Genomic DNA, 19333 nt, shown 5'->3' on the forward strand with positions numbered 1-19333 from the left:
CTACGAGCTTGGAGACCTTGGTCACTAACTGCCATGGTCCACCCTGGGGTTTTACACCCTATTTGGGGCAAAATCACAGGAAGTGCGGCTATTGCGCAACAACTTCGTTGCGTAAATGCCCCCGAGCCACACCAGTCGCACTAGCCACAAAAATCCCCGCCCCGGTGGCAACGACGGCCACCGGGGCGGGGAGAAGAGGAGGGCGGGTCCGGACCTAACCTGCGGCGAGCACCGTCTCCCCCACGACAACCTGCGGCTCACCGGTGACCCGGACCTCCTGCCCCAGCACCGTGACCACACCGGCGTCCTTCCCCCGGACGGAGACCAGCTCCACCTCACCCGGGCGAACCGTCACGCGAACCTGGACATCCCGAATGGTGACGTTGTAGCTGAGGTGCCCCCAACCCTCCGGCAGACGGGGGTCAATGGTGAACTCGCCCTCATGATCGCGCAGCCCACCAAAGCCATAGGTCAGCGCAGTCCACACCCCACCGCAGGAAGCGATGTGCACGCCGTCGCTCGTGTTGCCATGCATATCCGCCAGGTCCACAAACAGCCCGCGGTGGAAAAACTCCAGAGCCTTATCCGCATAGCCGAGCTCGGCGGCCATGATGGACTGCACCACCGCCGAGAGGGTGGAATCCCCCGTGGTCAGCCGGTCGTAGTAGTCATAGTCCGCCCGCTTGACCTCCTGGGAGAATCGCTTCCCCTGCAGGAACAGAGCCAGCACCACGTCCGCCTGCTTCAGGATCTGATAGCGGTAGATCGTCAGCGGGTGATAGTGCAGCAACAGGGGCCGCTTCGGCTCACCGTTCGGATCGTCCAGATCCCAGATCTGGCGGTTGAGGAAGAAATCATCCTGCGGATTGATCCCCAGCTCCTCATTGAAGGGGATGTACATCTGCTCGGCTGCCAGCTCCCAGCGATCCAGCTCGGAATCGTTGAGCTTGTGCTGGGCAGCCAGGTCCGCGTAGTCATCCGGCCGCTCGGCGCGCATCGTCTTCAGCACCCTCGCAGCCATGCGCAGGTTATATTGCGCCATCACGTTGGTGTAGAGGTTGTTATTCACCACCGTGGTGTACTCATCCGGGCCGGTGACCGCGTGGATCTCAAAGCGATCCTGCACGGAGTTAAAGAAGCCGATGGATACCCAGAACCGGGCCGTACCCAGCAGGATCTCCACACCCTCACGCATGAGGAACTCCTTATCCCCGGTGGCGTAGAAGTACTTCATCAGCGCGAAGGCTACGTCCGCGTCGATGTGATACTGCGCCGTGCCCGCGGCGTAGTACGCGGAGGACTCGTGCCCGTTAATCGTGCGCCACGGGAAGAGCACGCCGTCGTGGGAAAGCTCCAGGGCACGCTCGTGCGCGGAGGGCAGCATCTCGTAGCGGAAGCGCAGCGCATTGCGGGCGTAATTCGAGTTCGTGTAGCTGAGGAACGGCATCACGTAGATCTCCGTGTCCCAGAAGTAGTGCCCGCCGTAGCCCGCACCGGTCAGCCCCTTGGCGGGAACGCCGGTGGTCTCGGCCCGCGCGGAGGCCTGGATCAGCTGGAAGATGCACCAGCGGGCCGCCTGCTGCAGCTCTGGCTGGCCACCGATGCGCACATCGGAACGCTCCCAGAACTCACCCAGCCACTCGCGCTGGTTTTCCACCAGGCTGCTGTATCCCACCTGCTTCGCCCGGTTGATGGTGCGATCGCAGCGGAAGGCCAGCTCCTTCGGTGCCACGTGGCGGGAGGAGTGGTAGCTAACGAACTTCTCCAGGCGCAGGTGGCAGCCCTTCGCGCCGTTGATGTGGTAGACGACGCTGGCGACGTCCTCCGCGACCTCCGTGGTCACCTCGACGTCGCCGGAGTCCGCGGTCGCCGGATTGTCCACGCGCAGCTCGTGGTCCATGGAGGCGGCGACCGTCATGCCGGAGTGGTTGACCTGGTAACCCAGGGTCGCGCGCTCCGGTTCGGGTTGGGACTGGTACTTCGGGATCAGGACGCGCTCGTCGAAGGTGGAGCCCTTCCGCGGGTCCAGCTCCCCGTCCTGGACGGCGACGGGTCCGTTGTTATCCGGGAACTCGCCCTCGCCGTCCTGGCGATTGAGCAGCTGGGAGGAGACGACGACAGCGGCGTCCGAATCCAGCAGCTCCACCTCGAGCGCCATGATTGCCAGGTGGCGCTCCTGGAAGCTGACCATGCGCTCGGTGGTCACGCGCACGCGCTTGCCGCCGGGGGTACGCCAGATCATGCTGCGGCGCAGCACACCATCACGGAAGTCCAGGGTGCGGCTGTACTCGCTGATATCCGCGTTGCCGAGGCGCAACGGCTCGTCGTCGATGTACAGGCGCATCGCCTTCGCGTCCGGGACGTCGATGATGGACTGCCCATCGCGAGCCAGGCCGTAGGCGTCCTCGGCGTGGGTGATCTTCCAGTTCTCGTAGACGCCATTGATATAGGTGCCGTGGACGGCGGAATCGCGGCCCTCCGGCGGGTTGCCGCGCATGCCGAGGTAGCCGTTGGACTGCGCGAAGAGTGTCTCGGCGACACCCAAGTCGGTGCGGTTGGGTTTGGTTTCCGCCCAGCCCCACTCCCAGACGGGGTTGTTATCGCGGTCGATCAGCTCCAATGGGTCGACGCCGTGGTGGTGGCGGTCCGCCCGGTAGCCTTCGGTGGCCAAGTCCGCACCGTCGATCGGCCGGTTCGGCCCCTGCGCGCCACCGTTGCGCTTGGCGGCGAGGAAGGCTTGGAGCTGTGCGTTTCCGGATTGAGAAGCTGAGGTCATTGTGTCCCACATGTTGAGGTTTTCTTCTGAGCCGCGCACATTCTAGCGGGAGGGTTGCACTACCCCGAATCGCGGGCTCGGGTTGTCACGCTGCTCTCTTGTGCGGCTGCACGGCGACTCCTTTGCGCGGCGGCACGGGGGCTCTAATTGTGCGGCTGCACAAGGCGATGCAGCGAGCGCTGTGGCGCTGTGGCGGGGCTAGTGCACGAAGTCCGCGAGGTCGGCGACCACGGCGTCCGCCCCGGCATCGAGCAGTTCCTGTTCGCCTGCTCCCCGGTCCACCCCCACGACGAGCCCGAACTTGCCGTTGCGTCCGGAAGCCACGCCACTGAGCGCATCCTCCACCACCACGGCCTTCTCGGCGGGAACACCCAACCACGTGGCCGCGTGCAGGTAGGTGTCCGGGGCGGGTTTGCCGGGCAGCTCCAGCTCCGCGGCGACCAGGCCGTCCACGACCAGCTCGAAGCGGTCGAGCAGGCCCGCAGCCTCGAGTACTGGGCGGGCGTTCTTGGAGGAGGAAACGATCGCCAGCCGGGGCGGGGTCACGCCCTCCTTCGGCGCAGTCAGGGTGTCGAGGAGCTGGACACTGCCCGGGTAGGCCGCGATGCCCTGGCCCAGCAGTCGGAGGAACTCGGCATTCTTGCGTTCGCCTAGCCCGTAGACGGTGTTGGCATCCGCCGTGTCCTCCTCGCTACCGGCGGGCAGGTCGATGCCGCGGGAGTGCAGCAGCGCGGCGATGCCCTCGGTCCGCGGCCGGCCGTCAAGGTAGTCGTAGTAGTCCTGGTCGGTGTACTCGGCCACGCTCTGCCCACCGGCGCCGAGTTCGCGGAAGTACTCGGTGAACATATGGGCCCAGGCCTCCCGGTGGAGATCGGCGGTGGGGGTAATCACGCCGTCGAGGTCGAAGAGAATCGCGCCGTACTGCCACAGATCGGGCAGGCACAGGTCGGGCAGGTCTGCACCTGCGCTGCCGCTCCCCTGCCCGCTTGTCGACGTCTCGGGCTGTCGCTTGTTCACGTTCCCAGGGTTCATGCTGCCGATAGTACGTTCCCCGCCACCGTTTGTGGCCGGGCAGACTTTCCCTTTGCGCTTCCTCCTGCACACCCCACTGCCGCCTCACCGTCGCCACCACCCCCAAAAGAAAACGGGGCGGGCACACCGTTGTGGTGTGTCCGCCCCGTTGTTTTACTCACCGGCCCCGTTCACGGGCGCTGGCGAGAGTCGGCAGCCGTGTTATGCGATGCCGTTTTTAGCCTTGAACTCCAAACGACGTGCGTGCAGGATCGGCTCGGTATAACCAGCCGGCTGCTCCAGACCCTTAAACACCAAATCCTTCGCAGCCTGGAAAGCCACAGACTCGTCGAAGTTCGGCGCCATGTTGCGGTAAGCAGCATCCCCAGCGTTCTGCTGGTCAACCTTCGCAGCCATACGCTGCAGGGAGTCCAGAACCTGCTCCTCGGTCACCACACCGTGCTTCAGCCAATTGGCCAGGTGCTGGGAGTTAATGCGGCAGGTCGCGCGGTCCTCCATCAGGTCGATGTCGTGGATATCCGGGATCTTGGAGCAACCAACACCCTGCTCCACCCAACGAACCACATAACCCAGGATGGACTGGGAGTTGTTGTCGATCTCCTCGGCGATCTCCTCAGCAGACCAATCAGCGGACTCCGCCACCGGCAGGGTCAGGATGTCGCCCAAGGTCTCGCGACGACCCTCGGTGCGCAGCTTGTCCTGCACCTCGAAAACATCCACCTCGTGGTAGTGGGTCGCGTGCAGCGTCGCACCAGTCGGGGACGGAACCCACGCGGTGGATGCACCCTCCTTCGGCTGACCAATCTTCTGGGCCAACATATCCGCCATCAGGTCGGTCTTGGCCCACATGCCCTTACCGATCTGCGCCTTGCCCGGCAGACCATGCTCCAGGCCAGCGTCGACATTGTTGTCCTCATAAGCGATCTTCCACGGCGCGGTCTGCAGGTCCGCCTTGCGAACCATCGGGCCGGCCAGCATGGAAGTGTGGATCTCGTCACCGGTGCGGTCCAGGAAGCCGGTGTTAATGAACGCCAAGCGCTCCTTAACCTCGGCGATGCAGGCATCCAGGTTGGCGGTGGTGCGGCGCTCCTCATCCATCACACCGACCTTCAGAGTGAAGCGAGGCAGGTCCAGCAGGTCCTCCACCGCTGCGAACAGCTCGTTGGTGAAAGCAACCTCCTCCGGGCCATGCTGCTTCGGCTTCACGATGTAGATGGAGCCGGTACGGGAGTTGCGGTGCGCGTTCTCCTTGTTCAGGCCCTCGATCGCGGCCGCGGAGGTGATGACGGCATCCATGATGCCCTCGAAGATCTCCTCACCGTTGGCATCCAGGATCGCCGGGTTCTGCATCAGGTGGCCAACGTTACGGACGAACAGCAGAGAACGGCCCTGCAGGCGCAGCTCGGAGCCGTCCTTGGCGGTGTAGTAGCGGTCCTCGTTGAGGGTACGGGAGAAGGTCTTGCCGTTCTTCTCAACTTCCTCGGAGAGGTCGCCGACGTTCAGGCCGAGCCAGTTGCGGTAGCCCAGGGTCTTGTCGGTGGCGTCGACGGCTGCGACGGAGTCCTCGAAGTCCATGATCGTGGTGATGGCGGACTCCATGAGGATGTCCTTCACGCCGGCCTTGTCGGTCTTGCCGATCGGGGATTCCGGATCGATCTGGATCTCGAAGTACAGGCCGTTGTTGCGGACCAGGATGCCGGACGGGTTGGACTCCTCGCCGGCGTAGCCTGCGTAGACCTCCGGGTTGCGCAGGTTGACCTGCTCGCCGTCGATCTCACCGGTGATCTGGCCGGAGGTCACAGAGTACGTGGTGACGTCCTTGTGGGAGCCGGACTCCAGCGGGATGACGCGGTCCAGGAATTCACGACCCCACTCGATGACCTTGTCGCCACGGACCTTGTTGTAGCCGCTGCCCTTCTCCTGGCCGTTCTCCTCAGAGATGGCGTCGGTGCCGTAGAGGGCGTCGTACAGGGAGCCCCAGCGAGCGTTCGCCGCGTTCAGAGCGAAGCGGGCGTTGAGGATCGGGACGACCAGCTGCGGACCGGCGGTCTCTGCGATCTCGCTATCAATGTTCTGGGTCGCGATCTCGAACTCGCCCGGCTCGTCAACCAGGTAGCCGATCTCGCGGAGGAAGGCCTCATATTCCTTCGGATCCTGAGCACCCTTGTGGTCGGTGTACCACTGGTCGAGCTTGGCCTGCAGCTCATCGCGCTTGGCCAGCAGCTCCTTGTTGCGCGGGGTGAACTTCTCGACGATCTCGCCGAAGCCATCCCAGAACTTCTTCTGGTTGTCCTCGCCGGACTTACCAGCCTTCGGAAGAACCTCGTTATTCACGAAGTCATAGAGAACCTTGGCGACCTGGAGGCCACCAGCGCTGACGCGTTCGGTCTGCTGAGTCTGGGCCATATTCGACTCCTTTATGTTGCGGTTTCCCATGTGTATTACCCCTCCCACATTAGGTGACCTCGATCACGAAAGAGGCAAACCGGCCGACGAGCGAACAGCGACTACCCCCGTTCGTTGGCGAAAAGCAAAAATTTTCGTTGAACAATATCCCGAGTTACCCCCGGATGAAAGAGCTCAACGCCCCGCATCACCCCTGCACGAGAGACAAATCACACCACAACGGGAAAAATCTGAACAGATAGAACTTTGCAAACTTTGCAAAAAGGGCGAGTACCCCCGCACAATTCACTCGCCCGCAACCCGTTGACGTGCAGGAACGCTTTGGTAGAGTGGCCTGTGACACACAAGGTCGAGCCCTTCAACCAGGTTTTACACCGGGATCACCGGCCCGACTTGAGCGTCGTACGGCCTCAGAGGTTCGTACTGTTAGGCACAATTCTCCACCAACAAAGGGAGTGACATCACATGTCGACTGTCGGAACTCCACGTACCGCAGCTGAAATCCAGAAGGACTGGGACGAGAACCCGCGCTGGGCACAGGTCAAGCGTGACTACACCGCTGAGCAGGTTGCAGAGCTCCAGGGCAACGTCCTCGAGGAGCACACCCTCGCACGCCGCGGCGCTGAGATCCTCTGGGAGGCCGTCAACAAGGGCGACGACTCCTACATCAACGCTCTGGGCGCACTGACCGGTAACCAGGCTGTCCAGCAGGTCCGCGCTGGCCTGAAGGCTGTCTACCTCTCCGGTTGGCAGGTCGCAGGTGACGCCAACCTCTCTGGCCACACCTACCCGGACCAGTCCCTGTACCCGGCAAACTCCGTGCCGACCGTTGTTCAGCGCATCAACAACGCTCTGATGCGTGCCGACGAGATCGCTCGCGTCGAGGGCGATGACTCCGTCGAGAACTGGCTCGTCCCGATCGTCGCTGACGGTGAGGCCGGCTTCGGTGGCGCTCTGAACGTCTACGAGCTGCAGAAGGCCATGATCAAGGCTGGCGCCGCTGGCTCCCACTGGGAAGACCAGCTCGCTTCCGAGAAGAAGTGTGGCCACCTGGGCGGCAAGGTCCTGATCCCGACCCAGCAGCACGTTCGCACCCTGAACGCTGCTCGTCTGGCGGCTGACGTTGCTAACACCCCGACCCTGGTCGTCGCACGTACCGACGCCGAGGCTGCAACCCTGCTGACCTCCGACGTCGATGACCGCGACAAGCCGTTCCTGACCGGCGGCCGTACCGCTGAGGGCTTCTACAACGTCCAGAACGGCATCGAGCCATGCATCGCTCGCGCGAAGGCATACGCTCCGTACGCTGACCTCATCTGGATGGAGACCGGCACCCCGGACCTCGAGCTGGCTAAGAAGTTCGCCGAGGCAGTCCGCGAGGAGCACCCAGACCAGCTGCTGGCCTACAACTGCTCCCCGTCCTTCAACTGGTCCGCACACCTCGAGGCAGACGAGATCGCCAAGTTCCAGAACGAGCTGGGCGCAATGGGCTTCAAGTTCCAGTTCATCACCCTGGCTGGCTTCCACGCCCTGAACTACTCCATGTTCGACCTGGCTTACGGCTACGCTCGCGAGCAGATGACCGCATTCGTCGACCTGCAGAACCGCGAGTTCAAGGCTGCCGAGGAGCGCGGCTTCACCGCCGTCAAGCACCAGCGCGAGGTCGGTGCAGGCTACTTCGACGCCATCGCAACCACCGTCGACCCGAACTCCTCCACCACCGCCCTGAAGGGCTCCACCGAGGAGGGCCAGTTCTAATCACGGAACTGTCCGCCTAGCGCACCGGCCACCACACACCACAACAACGGCCGCGCGCTAGCACCACCCAGCCGGGTGGGAACCACATCACTGTGGCTTCCCACCCGGCTTCGTGTTTTTCCGCTAACCTCCGCCATTACGAAACCCAAACGCCCAGCTCGAGCACGAAGGGAAGCCATGAGCCCCGCCCAACGCCCATTCCTCGACAAGACCCACCCCGAGACTTATAAGGCACTCGCCGGCGTGACCCGCCACGTCCGCCGCGCGGAACGCGCCGCTGGTCTCAGCCGCGCACTCACCGAGCTGGTCAACGTGCGCGTCTCCCAGCTCAACGGCTGCCCCGCCTGCCTGAGCGTGCACGTCCCCGCCGCCCGGCGCGCGGGCGTATCCGAGCTCACACTCGACCTCCTGCCCAGCTGGCAGGATGCCGAGGTCTACGCCGAGGAAGAACGCATCGCCCTCGAGCTCGCCGAGGCGTTAACCATCGGCCGCAGCACCACCGGAACAATCAGCGGCCCGGAGCTGGTGGACGTCCAGAACCGGGCACTACGCACCCTGGGTGAGGAGAAGTTCACCGCCCTGGAGTGGGCGATCATCACGATCAACGCCTTCAACCGCGTGTCCATCGCCAGCGGCCACCCGCCCCACGAGGCCAACTACTCCTAAGGTCAGCCCCTCGCACCACTGCGCATCGCTCGTGCGAGAACAAAAAATGGGCGCCCCACCCGGGGCGCCCATCACTGTTTCGCTGCTAGCCGCAGCGCACGATCGGCTGCGGATCGTAGACCGTGGTCTGCGTCTCGCGCTTGATCTCCTTGCCGCGCAGGTCCTTGATCACGCGGGTATCCGTGACCGTGAAGCCTGGCGCACCACCCGACGGGATGCACTTATCGCCCTTGCCCTTGCGGACCTCCGGCTTCGTAGGGTTGGTGCGGGATCCCGCGATGGACTCCACCTCAACCTGCTTCACGCCGCGCATCCGCACGGTCACGCTATCCGAGCCTGCCGAGGCCTCGATCAGCACCGGGGTATCGAATGGGTTCTTAAACTGCAGGTCGATCGCACCCTCGAAGACCGTGGCCTCACGGCCGGCCGGGTAGCGGGAGATGTAGTAGGAGTGCGGCGTGTGGGCCACGTCCTCCATGCCCGCGAAGTAGGAGGCGTTGTACAGCGTGGTGGCGAACTGGGAGATACCGCCGCCCACGGCCTCGCCTGCCTGGCCGTCGATGATGATGCCGGACTCCACGAAGCCCTGCTCCTTGCCGCGCGGCCCGGTGTGGCCGTTCAGGCTGAAGGTCTCGCCCGGCAGGACGATAGCCCCGTCCACCATCTCCGCGACGCGGCGGATATTCACGCCAGAGGAGGCGCTGAATCCGTGGGTCGTGAAGCTGCTGACCACGTCGTCGAAGTGAGCCTTCTCGGCCTCCTCGGTCGTGTACTCGGCCTTCTTGTCTTCGTAGAAGACCTTGTGCTCGCGGTGCTTTACATCCAGCACCTTCTTGCCCAGGTCGCCCAGGGTCTTATCCCACTCGATCTCCACGCCGTCCTGGTGCGGGATGACCTCAATGTCGCGGCCCTTGAAGTTGAAGCCCGCGTTGCGGAACTCCACCTCGGTCTCGGCGAGCTGCGGCTGCAGGATCTTCTTCGCCGCCTCGGTGGAGTACACCGGCTCGAAGGTGCCAGTGCCCGGATCCTTGCCCGGCTTCTCGTTGAAGCTGACGACATGCGCCATATCCTCTGCCCGCAGGGTGCCGTCCACGTGGTCCCGCCCCTTGAAGACGACGTCGCTGCTGGTGGCCGGCTTGATGACCTTCTCCACCATCTCTTCCGCCGCGGACTTCGGGATATTGGACTTCACGACGTCCGCGTCGACGTGCACGGTGCGGTCCTTGTTCAGCCAGTGTTCCCGGACCCGCGCGTCGACCAGGTCTCGGTTGACGGTCTGTCCCGGCTTATCGGCGACGACCTTCGGCTTGCCCTTCTCCGTGATGGAGACGTGCGCGTTCTCTGGCTCGCGGGTGAGCTCATCGGTCACGCGGCGCAGCGTCGTCGCGAGGGGTCCCTCGTGGAACTGGGAGACGATGCCGACCTCGCGGGTCTGGAAGAAGCTGCGGATGCGGGTGATCGGGTTCAGCGGCTGCTGCCCCGCTTGATCGACGGTCTTGGACCAGTCGACCTGCAGGCCGGAGTCGCGCGGGTCGACGATGCTGGACATGTTGCCCGCGTTAACGGTCACCGGCTGGCGCACGACGTCGCCGAGGTTATTGACGAGGCGCTGTTCCGCCTGGTCCTTCGGCAGCCCGCCGATGTCCACCCCGCCCACGGTCACGCCGCGGGGCACCTTGCCCTCACTCATGGCGTAGTCCACTCCGTAGAGGACCCCGCCGAGGCCGAGGAGAATAAGGAGTCCCCAGGCGAACAGGGGCCAGCGGCGGCGCTTGTGGCGCGGCTTTATAGTCTTCTTTTTCGCAGCTGCCGCCATGACGGCGTACCTTCCTAGTTCGATTCCTTAATAGGCAGGGTGCGGCTCCATCTAGCGTGTAAAGATTCCCGCACCCAGCAATAAGGCACAGTCTATAGGCCGACCAGCGTTTCTAGGAACTTTCTCAGGTCTTTAACTTCCGCACTATCGCTGGGTTTTCAGGCTATCCACGGCCTGGGTTTTCCGTTTCTTGCGCAGGAGGGGTGAGCCGTTCGGCGCTGCGCTGGGCTTGTTCGGGTGCGATCTCCCCGCGTCGGATCGCCTCGGTCACCGCGTTAATGAGTTCGGTCAGGTCGAATTCGCCGGCCGCTGTCAGCCCCTGGTCCGCGCCCGCGGAAAGGGCCGCGACAACCGCTTCTGCACCTGGGTAGTGGTCGGTGACCGCGCGCATCCCGGTGAGGTCGTCGGTATAGACGACCCCCTGGTAGCCGCCGAAGCCCTCCCAGCCCTTGCGGAGCAACCCATAGGTGGCTGGGCTGACTGAGGCCGGCTCGTCGGGGTTCAGCCCCGGCGCCTGGACGTGCCCCATCATCACCTCGACCCCCGGAATCTCCAGCAGCTCAGCGAAGGGCTTCAGGTCAGCCTGCTTGAGCTGCTCCACCGGCGGAACGAAGACCTCACCGGTGTGGGAATCTCCGCTGGCGTGGCCATGGCCTGGGAAGTGCTTGAGCACCGGGGTGATACCGGCGTCCAGGAGGCCTTCCACATAGGCGCGGGCATAGCGGGCCACAACCTGCGGGTCGGAGCCGAAGGAACGCGAGCCGATCGCGTTGTCCTCGATGTTCTCGCCGCCAGCCAGGTCGATGGAGGGGGCGAAGTCCACGGTGAATCCCAGCTCAGCCATCTTCCGGCCGTGCTCCGCCATCATGTCCCGCACCTGCTCAGGAGTCATGGTGCGAGCCATGTCCCGGGGCGCGGGCAGGGTGCCGATCAGCTCGGAGAGCCGCTGAACCATCCCACCCTCCTCGTCGACGGATACCCGCAGCGGCTCCCCCGCCCGGCGCTGCAGCGCGGCGATGCTCCGCTCGGGATCGCCCTGCCCATTGAGCATGCTGAAGTCCGACCCCGTCCCGAAGAAGAGGTGCCGCACCCCGGCGTCCACGGCCGCCCGCGCGCTCTCGAAGTCCGTCACCCCGACCGCGAGGAGTTTCGGCGCGAGCTCCTCGGCCGGCACCTGCGGTGCCGGCGGCGTGGTCTCTGAGGCGCTGGCCGGGGACGTCGTCGTCATAGAAGAAGACGGGGCGGAAGAGGAAGCGGGATCCTCGTCCCCAGCAGAACAGCCGGCAGCCAGGCTGAGACCAGTGACCAGGACAGCAGCGGCGGCGGGACGCGCCGTCCCACTGCGGAAACGAGGAAGAAGGGAAAGACGGGAAGTCATCATTCCAACGTACTAACCTGGGGAGAAGAGCAACAAGTGTTGGCATGAAGCCGGCAACCCGAAACGAGGAAGGCCTACCGTGACTGATCCCGCCCAGACCGCCCAGGATGCATCCACCCCCTCCCCGCAGCCAGAGGCGCAGGAAGGCAGCACCGGCAGCCTGAAGGGCGATACCGTCCTCATTGCCTACGACGGCAGCGAGCAAGCTAAGGCGGCCATCGATTACGCCGGGCGCTTCCTGTCCGCGAATAACGCCTACATCCTCACCGTGTGGGAGCCCATCCACCGCCAGGCCGCCCGTGCCGCGGGTATGAGCGGGATGATGCAGCACGATTGGTCGGTGGATTCGCCGGAGGAAAACGAGAACGAGGACCCCGCATATTCCGAGGCTGTGGCCACCTGCCGGGAAGGTGTGGAGTTTGCTCGCAAAAACGGCTTTGCCACCGAACCCTTTTTGGTAGAGTCTGAAACAGCCATCTGGAGCGCCATCGTCGACGCTGCAGAAGAGCTCGATGTAGACATCATCGTCACTGGTTCCCGGGCGCTGAGCGGATGGAAGTCCATCCTGCAGTCCAGCGTCTCCGACAGCATCGTGAAGAATGCTGGTCGGCCAGTGCTTATCGTCCCGGCGAACGAGGATGACTAAGGACTTGGGGTTCACCACTACATAAGTCCACAACACCCGATGCCGCTCCTCCCCTCTTGGGGAGCTGAGGCACCACGACGAAGCTTTTAAGGATTCCCATGCCATTCGAAAACGACTCTGCACCACGCCGCACCGCCGGCCCGGCCATCGCCGCTATCGTTTCGGGCGCCATCCTCGGTGGCCTCGTCGCTTTTGGCGCTGGCGCTGCCGCCGATAACACGAGCCTGCCTTCCGCAGAGGCTGTCGCCGTCGACCAGGACAGCGCGTTCCTGGGTGCGGTGCAGTACGGCGGCCGCGTCGAGAGCTAGCTCAACGCTGCACGCTATCCGCTAGGTGAAGGCCCCCGTCCACTCGAGCATGCGCAGCCGCGCGTGGCTGTTGTGCGCCATCGGATGGCTGGCCTTCGCTTTTCTCCAAGCCCCTGGGCTGCAAGTCGCTGATACCAAGCTCGACCTGATACAGAACCCCTGGGGTTTTCTCTCCCAAGCTCTCCAGCCGTGGACTGAAGTTTTCCCGCTGGGGCAGCTCCAGAACCAGGCCTACGGGTACCTCTTCCCGCATGGTCTGTTTTTTGCGCTCTTCTCCTGGCTGCCCGCCTGGGTTAACCAGCGCCTGTGGTGGGCACTGCTGCTATTTCTAGCCTTCGCGGGGATTGTCCGGCTGCTGGAAAGGTTGCCGGTCGGGAACAACTTCTCCCGCATCGTGGCGGGCGTGCTCTTCGCTCTCTCGCCGCGGGTGCTCACCACCTTGGGCGCGATTTCCTCCGAGGCCTGGGTGTGCGCGCTCGCTCCGTGGGTGCTGCTGCCGCTCGTCGATGCGCTGCGACCGCGAGCCGGGGCTGGTGCTGGTGCCGGCGGCGATTCCACCGCTAATTCCACTGACCGTGCCCTGAGCGCCGCGGACAAGGTGCTGCTGCGCCGGGCCGCGCTGCGCAGCGCAGTGGCAGCCCTGTGCATGGGCGCGGTCAACGCGGTGGCCACCGCCGTGGCAATCCTGCCGGCGGTGATCTTCTGGCTCGTCGCCTGGCTGCGCCGCGACTCCCGGGGGCAGGTGGCCTACTTCAGCCACTGGTGGGTGCCCGCAGGCCTGGCCGTCTGCTTCTGGTGGGTCGGCCCGCTGCTGATCCTGGGCCGCTACTCCCCGCCTTTCACGGACTACATCGAGTCGAGTTCGCTGACCACCCGCTGGCTGAATCTGCTGGAGAACCTGCGGGGCACAACCAGCTGGGTTCCCTTTCTCTCCTCCGAGCGCGTAGCTGGCGCTGCCCTGGTCAGCGAGCCGGTATTCATCCTTGCCACCCTCGCGGTGGCGCTGCTCGGTTTGTGGGGGCTTGCCCGGCGCGATCTTCCAGCCGCCGGGGTGTGGCTGAGCATGCTGGGCGTGGGGCTGGCTGCGCTCGGGGTCGCGGTGGACCCCTTCTCCCTGCTCTCCGGCGGAGCGCGTTCCTTCCTCGACGGCGCTGGTGCCGCGCTGCGCAACCTGCACAAATTCGACGTCCTGGTGCGGCTGCCGCTGATGGTGGGCGTGGCCCACGCATTGGCCCACGTGCGGGTCCCCGGCCGAGACCGGGCGGGGATGCAGCAGTGGCGCCACCCGGAGAAGAACCCCCATGTGGTGAAGGTGTTCGCTGCCGTACTTCTGACCGTGCTGGCCACCGCCCCCGGCTGGTCCGGCCGGATCGCCCCAGCCGACGGTTTCCGTGGCGTGCCGCAGTACTGGCGGGCCGCCGCGGACTGGCTGAATGAGAACAGTACCCAGCCGGAAGACGGGCGCGTCATGCTGCTCCCGCAGGCGCGTTTTGGGCGCCAGACCTGGGGCAATACTCGCGACGAACCCGCCCAGCCACTGCTGGATGTGCCGTGGGTGGTGCGCGACTCCGTGCCGCTCGTGCAGCCGGATGCCATCCGCGGGCTGGACGGCATTCAGCGCGAGGTTCACTCCGGGCAACCCCTGCCCACCCTGGCTGCGACCCTGCGTTCCCAGGGCGTGGGCCACGTGCTGGTTCGCACTGATCTGACGGTGGCCGCGGATACCCCGGGGGCTCATTCGGTGCTGCGCACGCTGCGGCGTTCGGGTGGCTTCCGTGAGGTCGCGGCGTTCGGAGATGAGAAGGCTCCCGAGGTTCGCATCTTCGCCGTCACTCCCGAGCAGACTGGGGGCGACGCACCACAACCGGCCGGTGGGCTGCGGGAGATCGCTGCCGAACAGGTAGAGGTCATCCACGCGGGGCCCGAGGCCCTCCCCCGGCTGGATGCTGCCGACCGCGCCCTGGGCCGCACCGATACTCCGCGCGTTCGGGTCCTCCACCAGCAGCTCGCAGGAACCGGCATGGGCGCGGATGCCTTCGCCGAACGCGGCCCGCAGACCCTCACCGACACCCCCGCCCGGCGCGATCACAACTACGGCAACGTGACCAACGCGGAATCCGAGATCCGCGCTCCCAAGGACTCCACGCGGGTGCTTAACCCGGTGCGGGACTATCCGCTGACCAGTGTGGCAGAAGGAGCGGATCCGGCAAACCAGGACGTGCACCCGCTGACTGAGGTGCGCACCACCGGCGGCGCAGTTCGGGCGAGCAGCACCGCGGCGGACCCTACGGGATTCGGTGGGGCAGATACTCGCCGTTCGCTCACCGCCGCGGTGGACGGCAACCCGGATACCGCGTGGTATCCCAGCCCGGGGCGCGCGATCGGCCAGTACCTGGAACTGGAGCTGGACAAGCCGCACCGGGGCCTCAGCGTCTCCCTGCTCACCCAGGGCTCGGATGCGCGCATCCACGCCGAGAGCTTCCGTAGCGATGCCGGGGATAGCCCGCTGGGCAGCACGACGGTGACGGTCAAGGCCGGTGAGGCCACACGCATCGCGATCCCGGGTGGCAGTGGCGATCGGGTACGCCTCCAGCTGCTGGGGAGCTTCTCGGACGTGGGATTCTCGGAGGTCAAGGTCTTCGCCACGGACGGCGCCGGGGCGGCCCAGGATGTCACGCCTCGGCGTGTGCCGACCGTCCCGGCGCTGCAAGGTTCTTCGGCGCGCTACCTCAATCGCTTCGTCTTCGGTCAGGAGATCCCGGAGCACTCCATGGTGCGGGAGTTCACGGTGCCGGAGCACCTGGCAGGCCAGGAGTTGGTGCTCCACACCGCTGACTGCGAGGATTCCGGGCCGCGCGCGGAGTCTGCGGTGGTCCGCGTCGACGGGGAGGATTACCGCTGTGGGGAGCGCCTCTCCCTGTCGGAAGGACGTCACCGCCTGGCCACGACGGCGCGTTGGGCCGCTCTCTCCGTGGCTGAACCGCTGTACGCGGAGGCGGTTTCTGAGGCTCCCGCAGCCAATCCTCTGCCGGTGGTGTCCCAGAGTGGTGGCTCGGGCGGTGATGACCGCTTCCATCTGGGGCACTCCTCGGAACAGCGGGTGGTGTTCCTGCCCTCCAATGCCAATTCAGGCCGGGTGGCCACCCTGCACGTGGAGGACCCCGAGGGCGCCCGCGAGATCCGCCTGCACCCGATGGTTGTTAACGGCTGGCAGCAGGGCTGGGTCGTTCCCGCGGGTGTGGGCGGCACGATCGCGCTCAGCTTCGCGGCCACCGGCTTGTACCAGGCGTGGCTAGTTGCGGGACTGATGCTGGCGCTCACGGTCGTGCTGGCCTGGGCGCTGGCCGAGCGGCGCGGCCGCGGGCTGGGCAGCCGGGCGGGTCTCCCAGCAGCGCCTGCTTCAGCGACACTCGCTAACCAGGCCACCGCGGCGGCCGACGAGGCATCCGATGAGCCCACCCAAGAGGCTCAGCCCGAGCCCACTGCCGCAGGCTACAGCGCCACCGGGCTCAACCGGGCCCAGCGCGGGGCGGCATTGCTCGCCACCACGACCCTGGCGTTCCTGCTGGCAGGCCTCCCGGGACTGGTGCTCGCGGTGATTCTGGCCCTGCTGCAACTGGTGCTCGCCGGCCCCTCCCTGCAACGCTGGGCTGCATCGCGCCCCATCCTTCGGTCCCTGCCGACCGGAGGTGTGCTGCACATCATCGCCGGTACTGCCGCATTCCTGGCAGCCGTGTTCGCGGCGCAGGGCCCCTGGACGAGCGGGCACTACGCCGGGGATTCCTGGGTGGTTCAGCTGGCGCTGCTGGCGGTGGTGCTCGCCGTGTATTTCGCCCACATTTTGTTGATCCCCACCCGGGCGGGTTCCTCTACCAAGGCGTAGCTCAGCGCGGCGACTGGCACGGTCAGCACGAAGGTCGCGATCAAAACGATCACCGTGTGAACGTGGTTGCCGCTAAACATGGGAACCCCAAGCAGCGGGAAGACGAGCGAGAGAATCGCGATGTGCCACAAAAAGATCGCATAAGACCAGCGCCCCAGCGCCTGCATGGGCGCGGACTCGAGGAATGCCGAACGCGGCGCCAACGCATAGGGGGTAATCAGAGCGGCGGCGAATACCGTACCGTAGATCGTGCGGCGCGCGAATTCAGCCGGGGTGGCCTGCACCAACCCCTGCGGGCCGTCCAAAGCTGCCACCACCAGCGCCGCCAGTGCGATCAGCCAAAACAACGGCCGCAGCCGGTACAGTGCCGCCACCAACCGACGGCTGCGCTCCGGGTTGCCCAGCACCCAGGCCTCCGCCTCCGCGGAGAGAAACCCGATCGCGAACCAGGCCGCGAACGCCGGGGGCATCGTGTGCGGGTTCACCCGCCCCGGCTCCAGCTCCCCGGTGAAGGGCGGCAGGAAGGCCCAGTAGTAGCTGATGAGCCCGAGCGCGGCGATGACGAGCACCCGGCGCCAGCGGGGCTGTTTCCCAATCAGCAGGGCGATCAGCGGGAGCACGAGGTAGAAGGTCAGCTCGACGGACAGCGACCACAGGTGCGTCATGCCGCCGACCAGGCCGTCGGCGAAGTAGACCTGCGCCATGAGCAGGTTCTCCACGATCTGCTTGGCTGAGGGGTTATCGGCGACCGGCAGGAAGAGGAAGACGAAGAGCATCATCACCCAGGCGGCCGGCATGATGCGCCCCAGGCGCTTGACGTAGTAGCTGGCCACGCCCCGCCGGTTGCGGAATTGCACGTGCTGGCGGCGCCACAGCAGGAAGCCGGAGAGGGCGAAGAACACGGGCACGAAGAAGTCCGTGCGCGCCATGATCTGGTTGATCAGCGAGCCAGTGTCCGTGCCGGTCTGGAAGGCCACGTGCGTGATGATGATCCCCGAACACGCGATCGCGCGGAGCCCCTCCAGGGAGGGCAGGAAGGGGGTCTTGGGGTGAGCCGTCGTCGGCACTGAACCAATTCCCGACGGTGCCACGGTTCCCGAGGACGACGTCATGGAGGCCCCGGACGTTGCGCTGGACGACGTCGCGGACGGTGCGGACGGCTCCGTCTCTGAAGCCTTCTCCGACGCGGACGCAGAGCGCATACTCACCCTCCTCGAGGTAATCATGGGCGCGCCGGTGGATTAAAACCACCGTGACGGGCGGGTTCCTGGCCGTTCATTTTAAGCTTCCGGCGAGTACTTGAGGGCTAAAGTCAGCGCATAGCCATAAAACCAGAGAATTTTTTGTTTCTTTCCCCTTACATACTTTCATTCTTGGTTAAAGTATGGCGAACACGTTGTTGTAAGAGGGATCTCTGGGCAGAGAGGCCTCAAGGACACTGAACGGAATTGCCATATGAGAAAAACCATCTCCCTAATCTCGATCGTTTTGGGAGCAGCGCTGCTGGTCTTCGCGATCGCCCTTCCGACCTACGTCGTCCCTAAGGGCAAGGTTCTGCCACTGGACGTCGTGTCGACGACGAGCACCGAGCCGGTAGAGGCTCGCCTCCTCGACTCGGGAGCGCTGGCGAAAGGCAAGCCCGTGGGGGATAACAAGAACCGTCCGGAGTGCAAGGGGGACGACAAGGAAGTCTCGTGCTTCATCTTGAAGGACGTCGAGATCCAGACCCAGAAGTTCACCACCGCGCAGGAGCCGAGCGACAAGAAGCAGGTCACCCTGGAGGTCGGCCAAACCGTCTTCCGCACGGACAAGAGCGAGCCGGATAACCTGCTCTCCGCCACCATCGACCGCGTCACCCTGGACCGCAAGACCCAGATGCCGGTGACCGACCCGGTCTCCTCCCTGAACCTGGCCCCGCCGAAGGGCAAGGACGCGGAGGGCTACACCCCGCCGGAGTTCGTCCGCAAGGGCCTGCAGTACCAGTTCCCAATGGGCGCTGACCGCAAGTCCTACCCCTACTTCGACGCCCAGACCCTGACCACCAACCCGATCGACTTCGTCGACGAAGGCGAGCAGGGCGGCGAGAAGATCTACACCTTCGAGCAGACGATCGACCCGACCCCGCTGTACGAAGCGCAGAAGAAGTACCTCGAGTCCGACGGCTCCCTGACCGCCGCGGAGGAGGGCGTGCTGGCTTCCCTGAAGCTGACCTTCCCGGCGAAGGTGTGGGGACTGAAGGACGACGAGATCCGTAACCCGAAGAAGAGCAAGGACAAGGACGAGGAGTCCGAGGCCGGCCCGGACGTCGAGATGGAGCGCTACTACACCGTCAACCGCAAGATCAGCATCGAGCCGGAGACCGGCGTGATCGTCAACGGTGCCGAAGAGATCTGGATGTTCTACGCGCAGGATGAAGAGGAGGCCAAGGAGATCGCGAAGCCGGAGAACCGGGAGCGCGAGCTGGCCAACCCGAAGCGCACCGCAATGTACCTGCCGGCGCAGTGGGACGAGAAGTCCAAGGAGGGCCAGATGGTGACCGCCAAGGAAGGCCTGAGCACCATCAAGACGATGGGAACCACGGTTCCGATCATCGCTGGCCTGCTGGGGCTGTTCCTGCTCTTCGTCGGCCTGTGGCTGCAGCGCGCACCGCGTAAGAGCTAGGCC

General features: G+C 65.1%; 13 protein-coding genes. 7 read left to right on the top strand and 6 right to left on the bottom strand.

The genetic code is table 11. The features are described from left to right. Window positions 1–214: 214 nt before the first annotated feature. The 3 genes from QP997_RS04660 to QP997_RS04670 form a co-directional block, all read right to left on the bottom strand. Window positions 215–2776, bottom strand: a complete 2562-nt coding sequence (locus QP997_RS04660; RefSeq protein ID WP_284846370.1) for a glycoside hydrolase family 65 protein — start codon at window positions 2774–2776, stop codon at window positions 215–217. 198 nt (window positions 2777–2974) lie between these two features. Further along, complete coding sequence (locus tag QP997_RS04665) at window positions 2975–3808, bottom strand: HAD family hydrolase (protein ID WP_284846371.1); 834 nt, start codon at window positions 3806–3808, stop codon at window positions 2975–2977. 201 nt (window positions 3809–4009) lie between these two features. Beyond that, on the bottom strand, window positions 4010–6214 hold the full coding sequence (locus tag QP997_RS04670; RefSeq protein ID WP_502870432.1) for a malate synthase G: 2205 nt from the start codon (window positions 6212–6214) through the stop codon (window positions 4010–4012). Window positions 6215–6679: 465 nt separating this feature from the next. Here QP997_RS04670 and aceA point away from each other — a divergent pair, with 465 nt between their 5' ends. Further along, entirely contained in the window at window positions 6680–7972 is a 1293-nt protein-coding gene (gene aceA / locus QP997_RS04675; protein ID WP_148791782.1) for an isocitrate lyase, read from the top strand. Window positions 7973–8149: 177 nt separating this feature from the next. Beyond that, window positions 8150–8638: a carboxymuconolactone decarboxylase family protein gene (locus tag QP997_RS04680; RefSeq protein ID WP_284846373.1), complete on the top strand. Its 489-nt coding sequence runs from the start codon at window positions 8150–8152 to the stop codon at window positions 8636–8638. An 85-nt stretch (window positions 8639–8723) separates the two neighbouring features. On the opposite strand, the gene QP997_RS04685 is transcribed toward QP997_RS04680, so the two are convergent. Both QP997_RS04685 and QP997_RS04690 read right to left on the bottom strand, forming a co-directional pair. Then, window positions 8724–10454 (bottom strand): VanW family protein, encoded by a 1731-nt coding sequence (locus QP997_RS04685; RefSeq protein WP_284846374.1) that lies wholly within the window; start codon window positions 10452–10454, stop codon window positions 8724–8726. 163 nt (window positions 10455–10617) lie between these two features. Further along, the gene (locus QP997_RS04690) at window positions 10618–11835 is read right to left on the bottom strand and encodes a glycoside hydrolase family 3 N-terminal domain-containing protein (RefSeq protein ID WP_284846375.1); all 1218 of its coding nucleotides are present in this window, start codon (window positions 11833–11835) and stop codon (window positions 10618–10620) included. A gap of 76 nt (window positions 11836–11911) precedes the next feature. Here QP997_RS04690 and QP997_RS04695 point away from each other — a divergent pair, with 76 nt between their 5' ends. The 3 genes from QP997_RS04695 to QP997_RS04705 all read left to right on the top strand — a co-directional run bounded on the left by QP997_RS04695 (window position 11912) and on the right by QP997_RS04705 (window position 16669). Next, window positions 11912–12478: a universal stress protein gene (locus tag QP997_RS04695; RefSeq protein ID WP_284846376.1), complete on the top strand. Its 567-nt coding sequence runs from the start codon at window positions 11912–11914 to the stop codon at window positions 12476–12478. Window positions 12479–12576: 98 nt separating this feature from the next. Then, window positions 12577–12786: a DUF2613 domain-containing protein gene (locus QP997_RS04700; RefSeq protein WP_012359452.1), complete on the top strand. Its 210-nt coding sequence runs from the start codon at window positions 12577–12579 to the stop codon at window positions 12784–12786. A gap of 49 nt (window positions 12787–12835) precedes the next feature. Beyond that, entirely contained in the window at window positions 12836–16669 is a 3834-nt protein-coding gene (locus QP997_RS04705) for a DUF3367 domain-containing protein (protein WP_284846377.1), read from the top strand. Here the strand turns inward: QP997_RS04705 and QP997_RS04710 are convergent. After that, window positions 16579–17736 carry an acyltransferase family protein gene (locus QP997_RS04710; protein WP_284846378.1) on the bottom strand — a complete coding sequence of 386 codons (1158 nt, stop codon included), beginning with the start codon at window positions 17734–17736 and terminating at the stop codon, window positions 16579–16581. The two genes, QP997_RS04705 and QP997_RS04710, sit on opposite strands and share 91 nt — an antisense overlap. A gap of 43 nt (window positions 17737–17779) precedes the next feature. Between QP997_RS04710 and QP997_RS04715 the strand changes: the two genes are divergently transcribed. Further along, window positions 17780–17914, top strand: a complete 135-nt coding sequence (locus tag QP997_RS04715) for a hypothetical protein (RefSeq protein WP_284846379.1) — start codon at window positions 17780–17782, stop codon at window positions 17912–17914. A gap of 210 nt (window positions 17915–18124) precedes the next feature. Then, entirely contained in the window at window positions 18125–19330 is a 1206-nt protein-coding gene (gene pgfA / locus QP997_RS04720) for a cell envelope lipid trafficking protein PgfA (RefSeq protein ID WP_284846380.1), read from the top strand. Window positions 19331–19333: the final 3 nt, after the last annotated feature.

It is taken from the genome of Corynebacterium sp. MSK039 (assembly GCF_030232315.1).
GTDB lineage: Bacteria > Actinomycetota > Actinomycetes > Mycobacteriales > Mycobacteriaceae > Corynebacterium.

Bases quoted from the DNA above. Each gene is read 5' to 3' on its own strand.
- QP997_RS04660 (WP_284846370.1), bottom strand. From the start codon at position 2,776: ATGACCTCAGCTTCTCAATCCGGAAACGCACAGCTCCAAGCCTTCCTC.
- QP997_RS04665 (WP_284846371.1), bottom strand. From the start codon at position 3,808: ATGAACCCTGGGAACGTGAACAAGCGACAGCCCGAGACGTCGACAAGC.
- QP997_RS04670 (WP_502870432.1), bottom strand. From the start codon at position 6,214: ATGGCCCAGACTCAGCAGACCGAACGCGTCAGCGCTGGTGGCCTCCAG.
- aceA (WP_148791782.1), top strand. From the start codon at position 6,680: ATGTCGACTGTCGGAACTCCACGTACCGCAGCTGAAATCCAGAAGGAC.
- QP997_RS04680 (WP_284846373.1), top strand. From the start codon at position 8,150: ATGAGCCCCGCCCAACGCCCATTCCTCGACAAGACCCACCCCGAGACT.
- QP997_RS04685 (WP_284846374.1), bottom strand. From the start codon at position 10,454: ATGGCGGCAGCTGCGAAAAAGAAGACTATAAAGCCGCGCCACAAGCGC.
- QP997_RS04690 (WP_284846375.1), bottom strand. From the start codon at position 11,835: ATGATGACTTCCCGTCTTTCCCTTCTTCCTCGTTTCCGCAGTGGGACG.
- QP997_RS04700 (WP_012359452.1), top strand. From the start codon at position 12,577: ATGCCATTCGAAAACGACTCTGCACCACGCCGCACCGCCGGCCCGGCC.
- QP997_RS04705 (WP_284846377.1), top strand. From the start codon at position 12,836: ATGCGCAGCCGCGCGTGGCTGTTGTGCGCCATCGGATGGCTGGCCTTC.
- QP997_RS04715 (WP_284846379.1), top strand. From the start codon at position 17,780: ATGGAGGCCCCGGACGTTGCGCTGGACGACGTCGCGGACGGTGCGGAC.
- pgfA (WP_284846380.1), top strand. From the start codon at position 18,125: ATGAGAAAAACCATCTCCCTAATCTCGATCGTTTTGGGAGCAGCGCTG.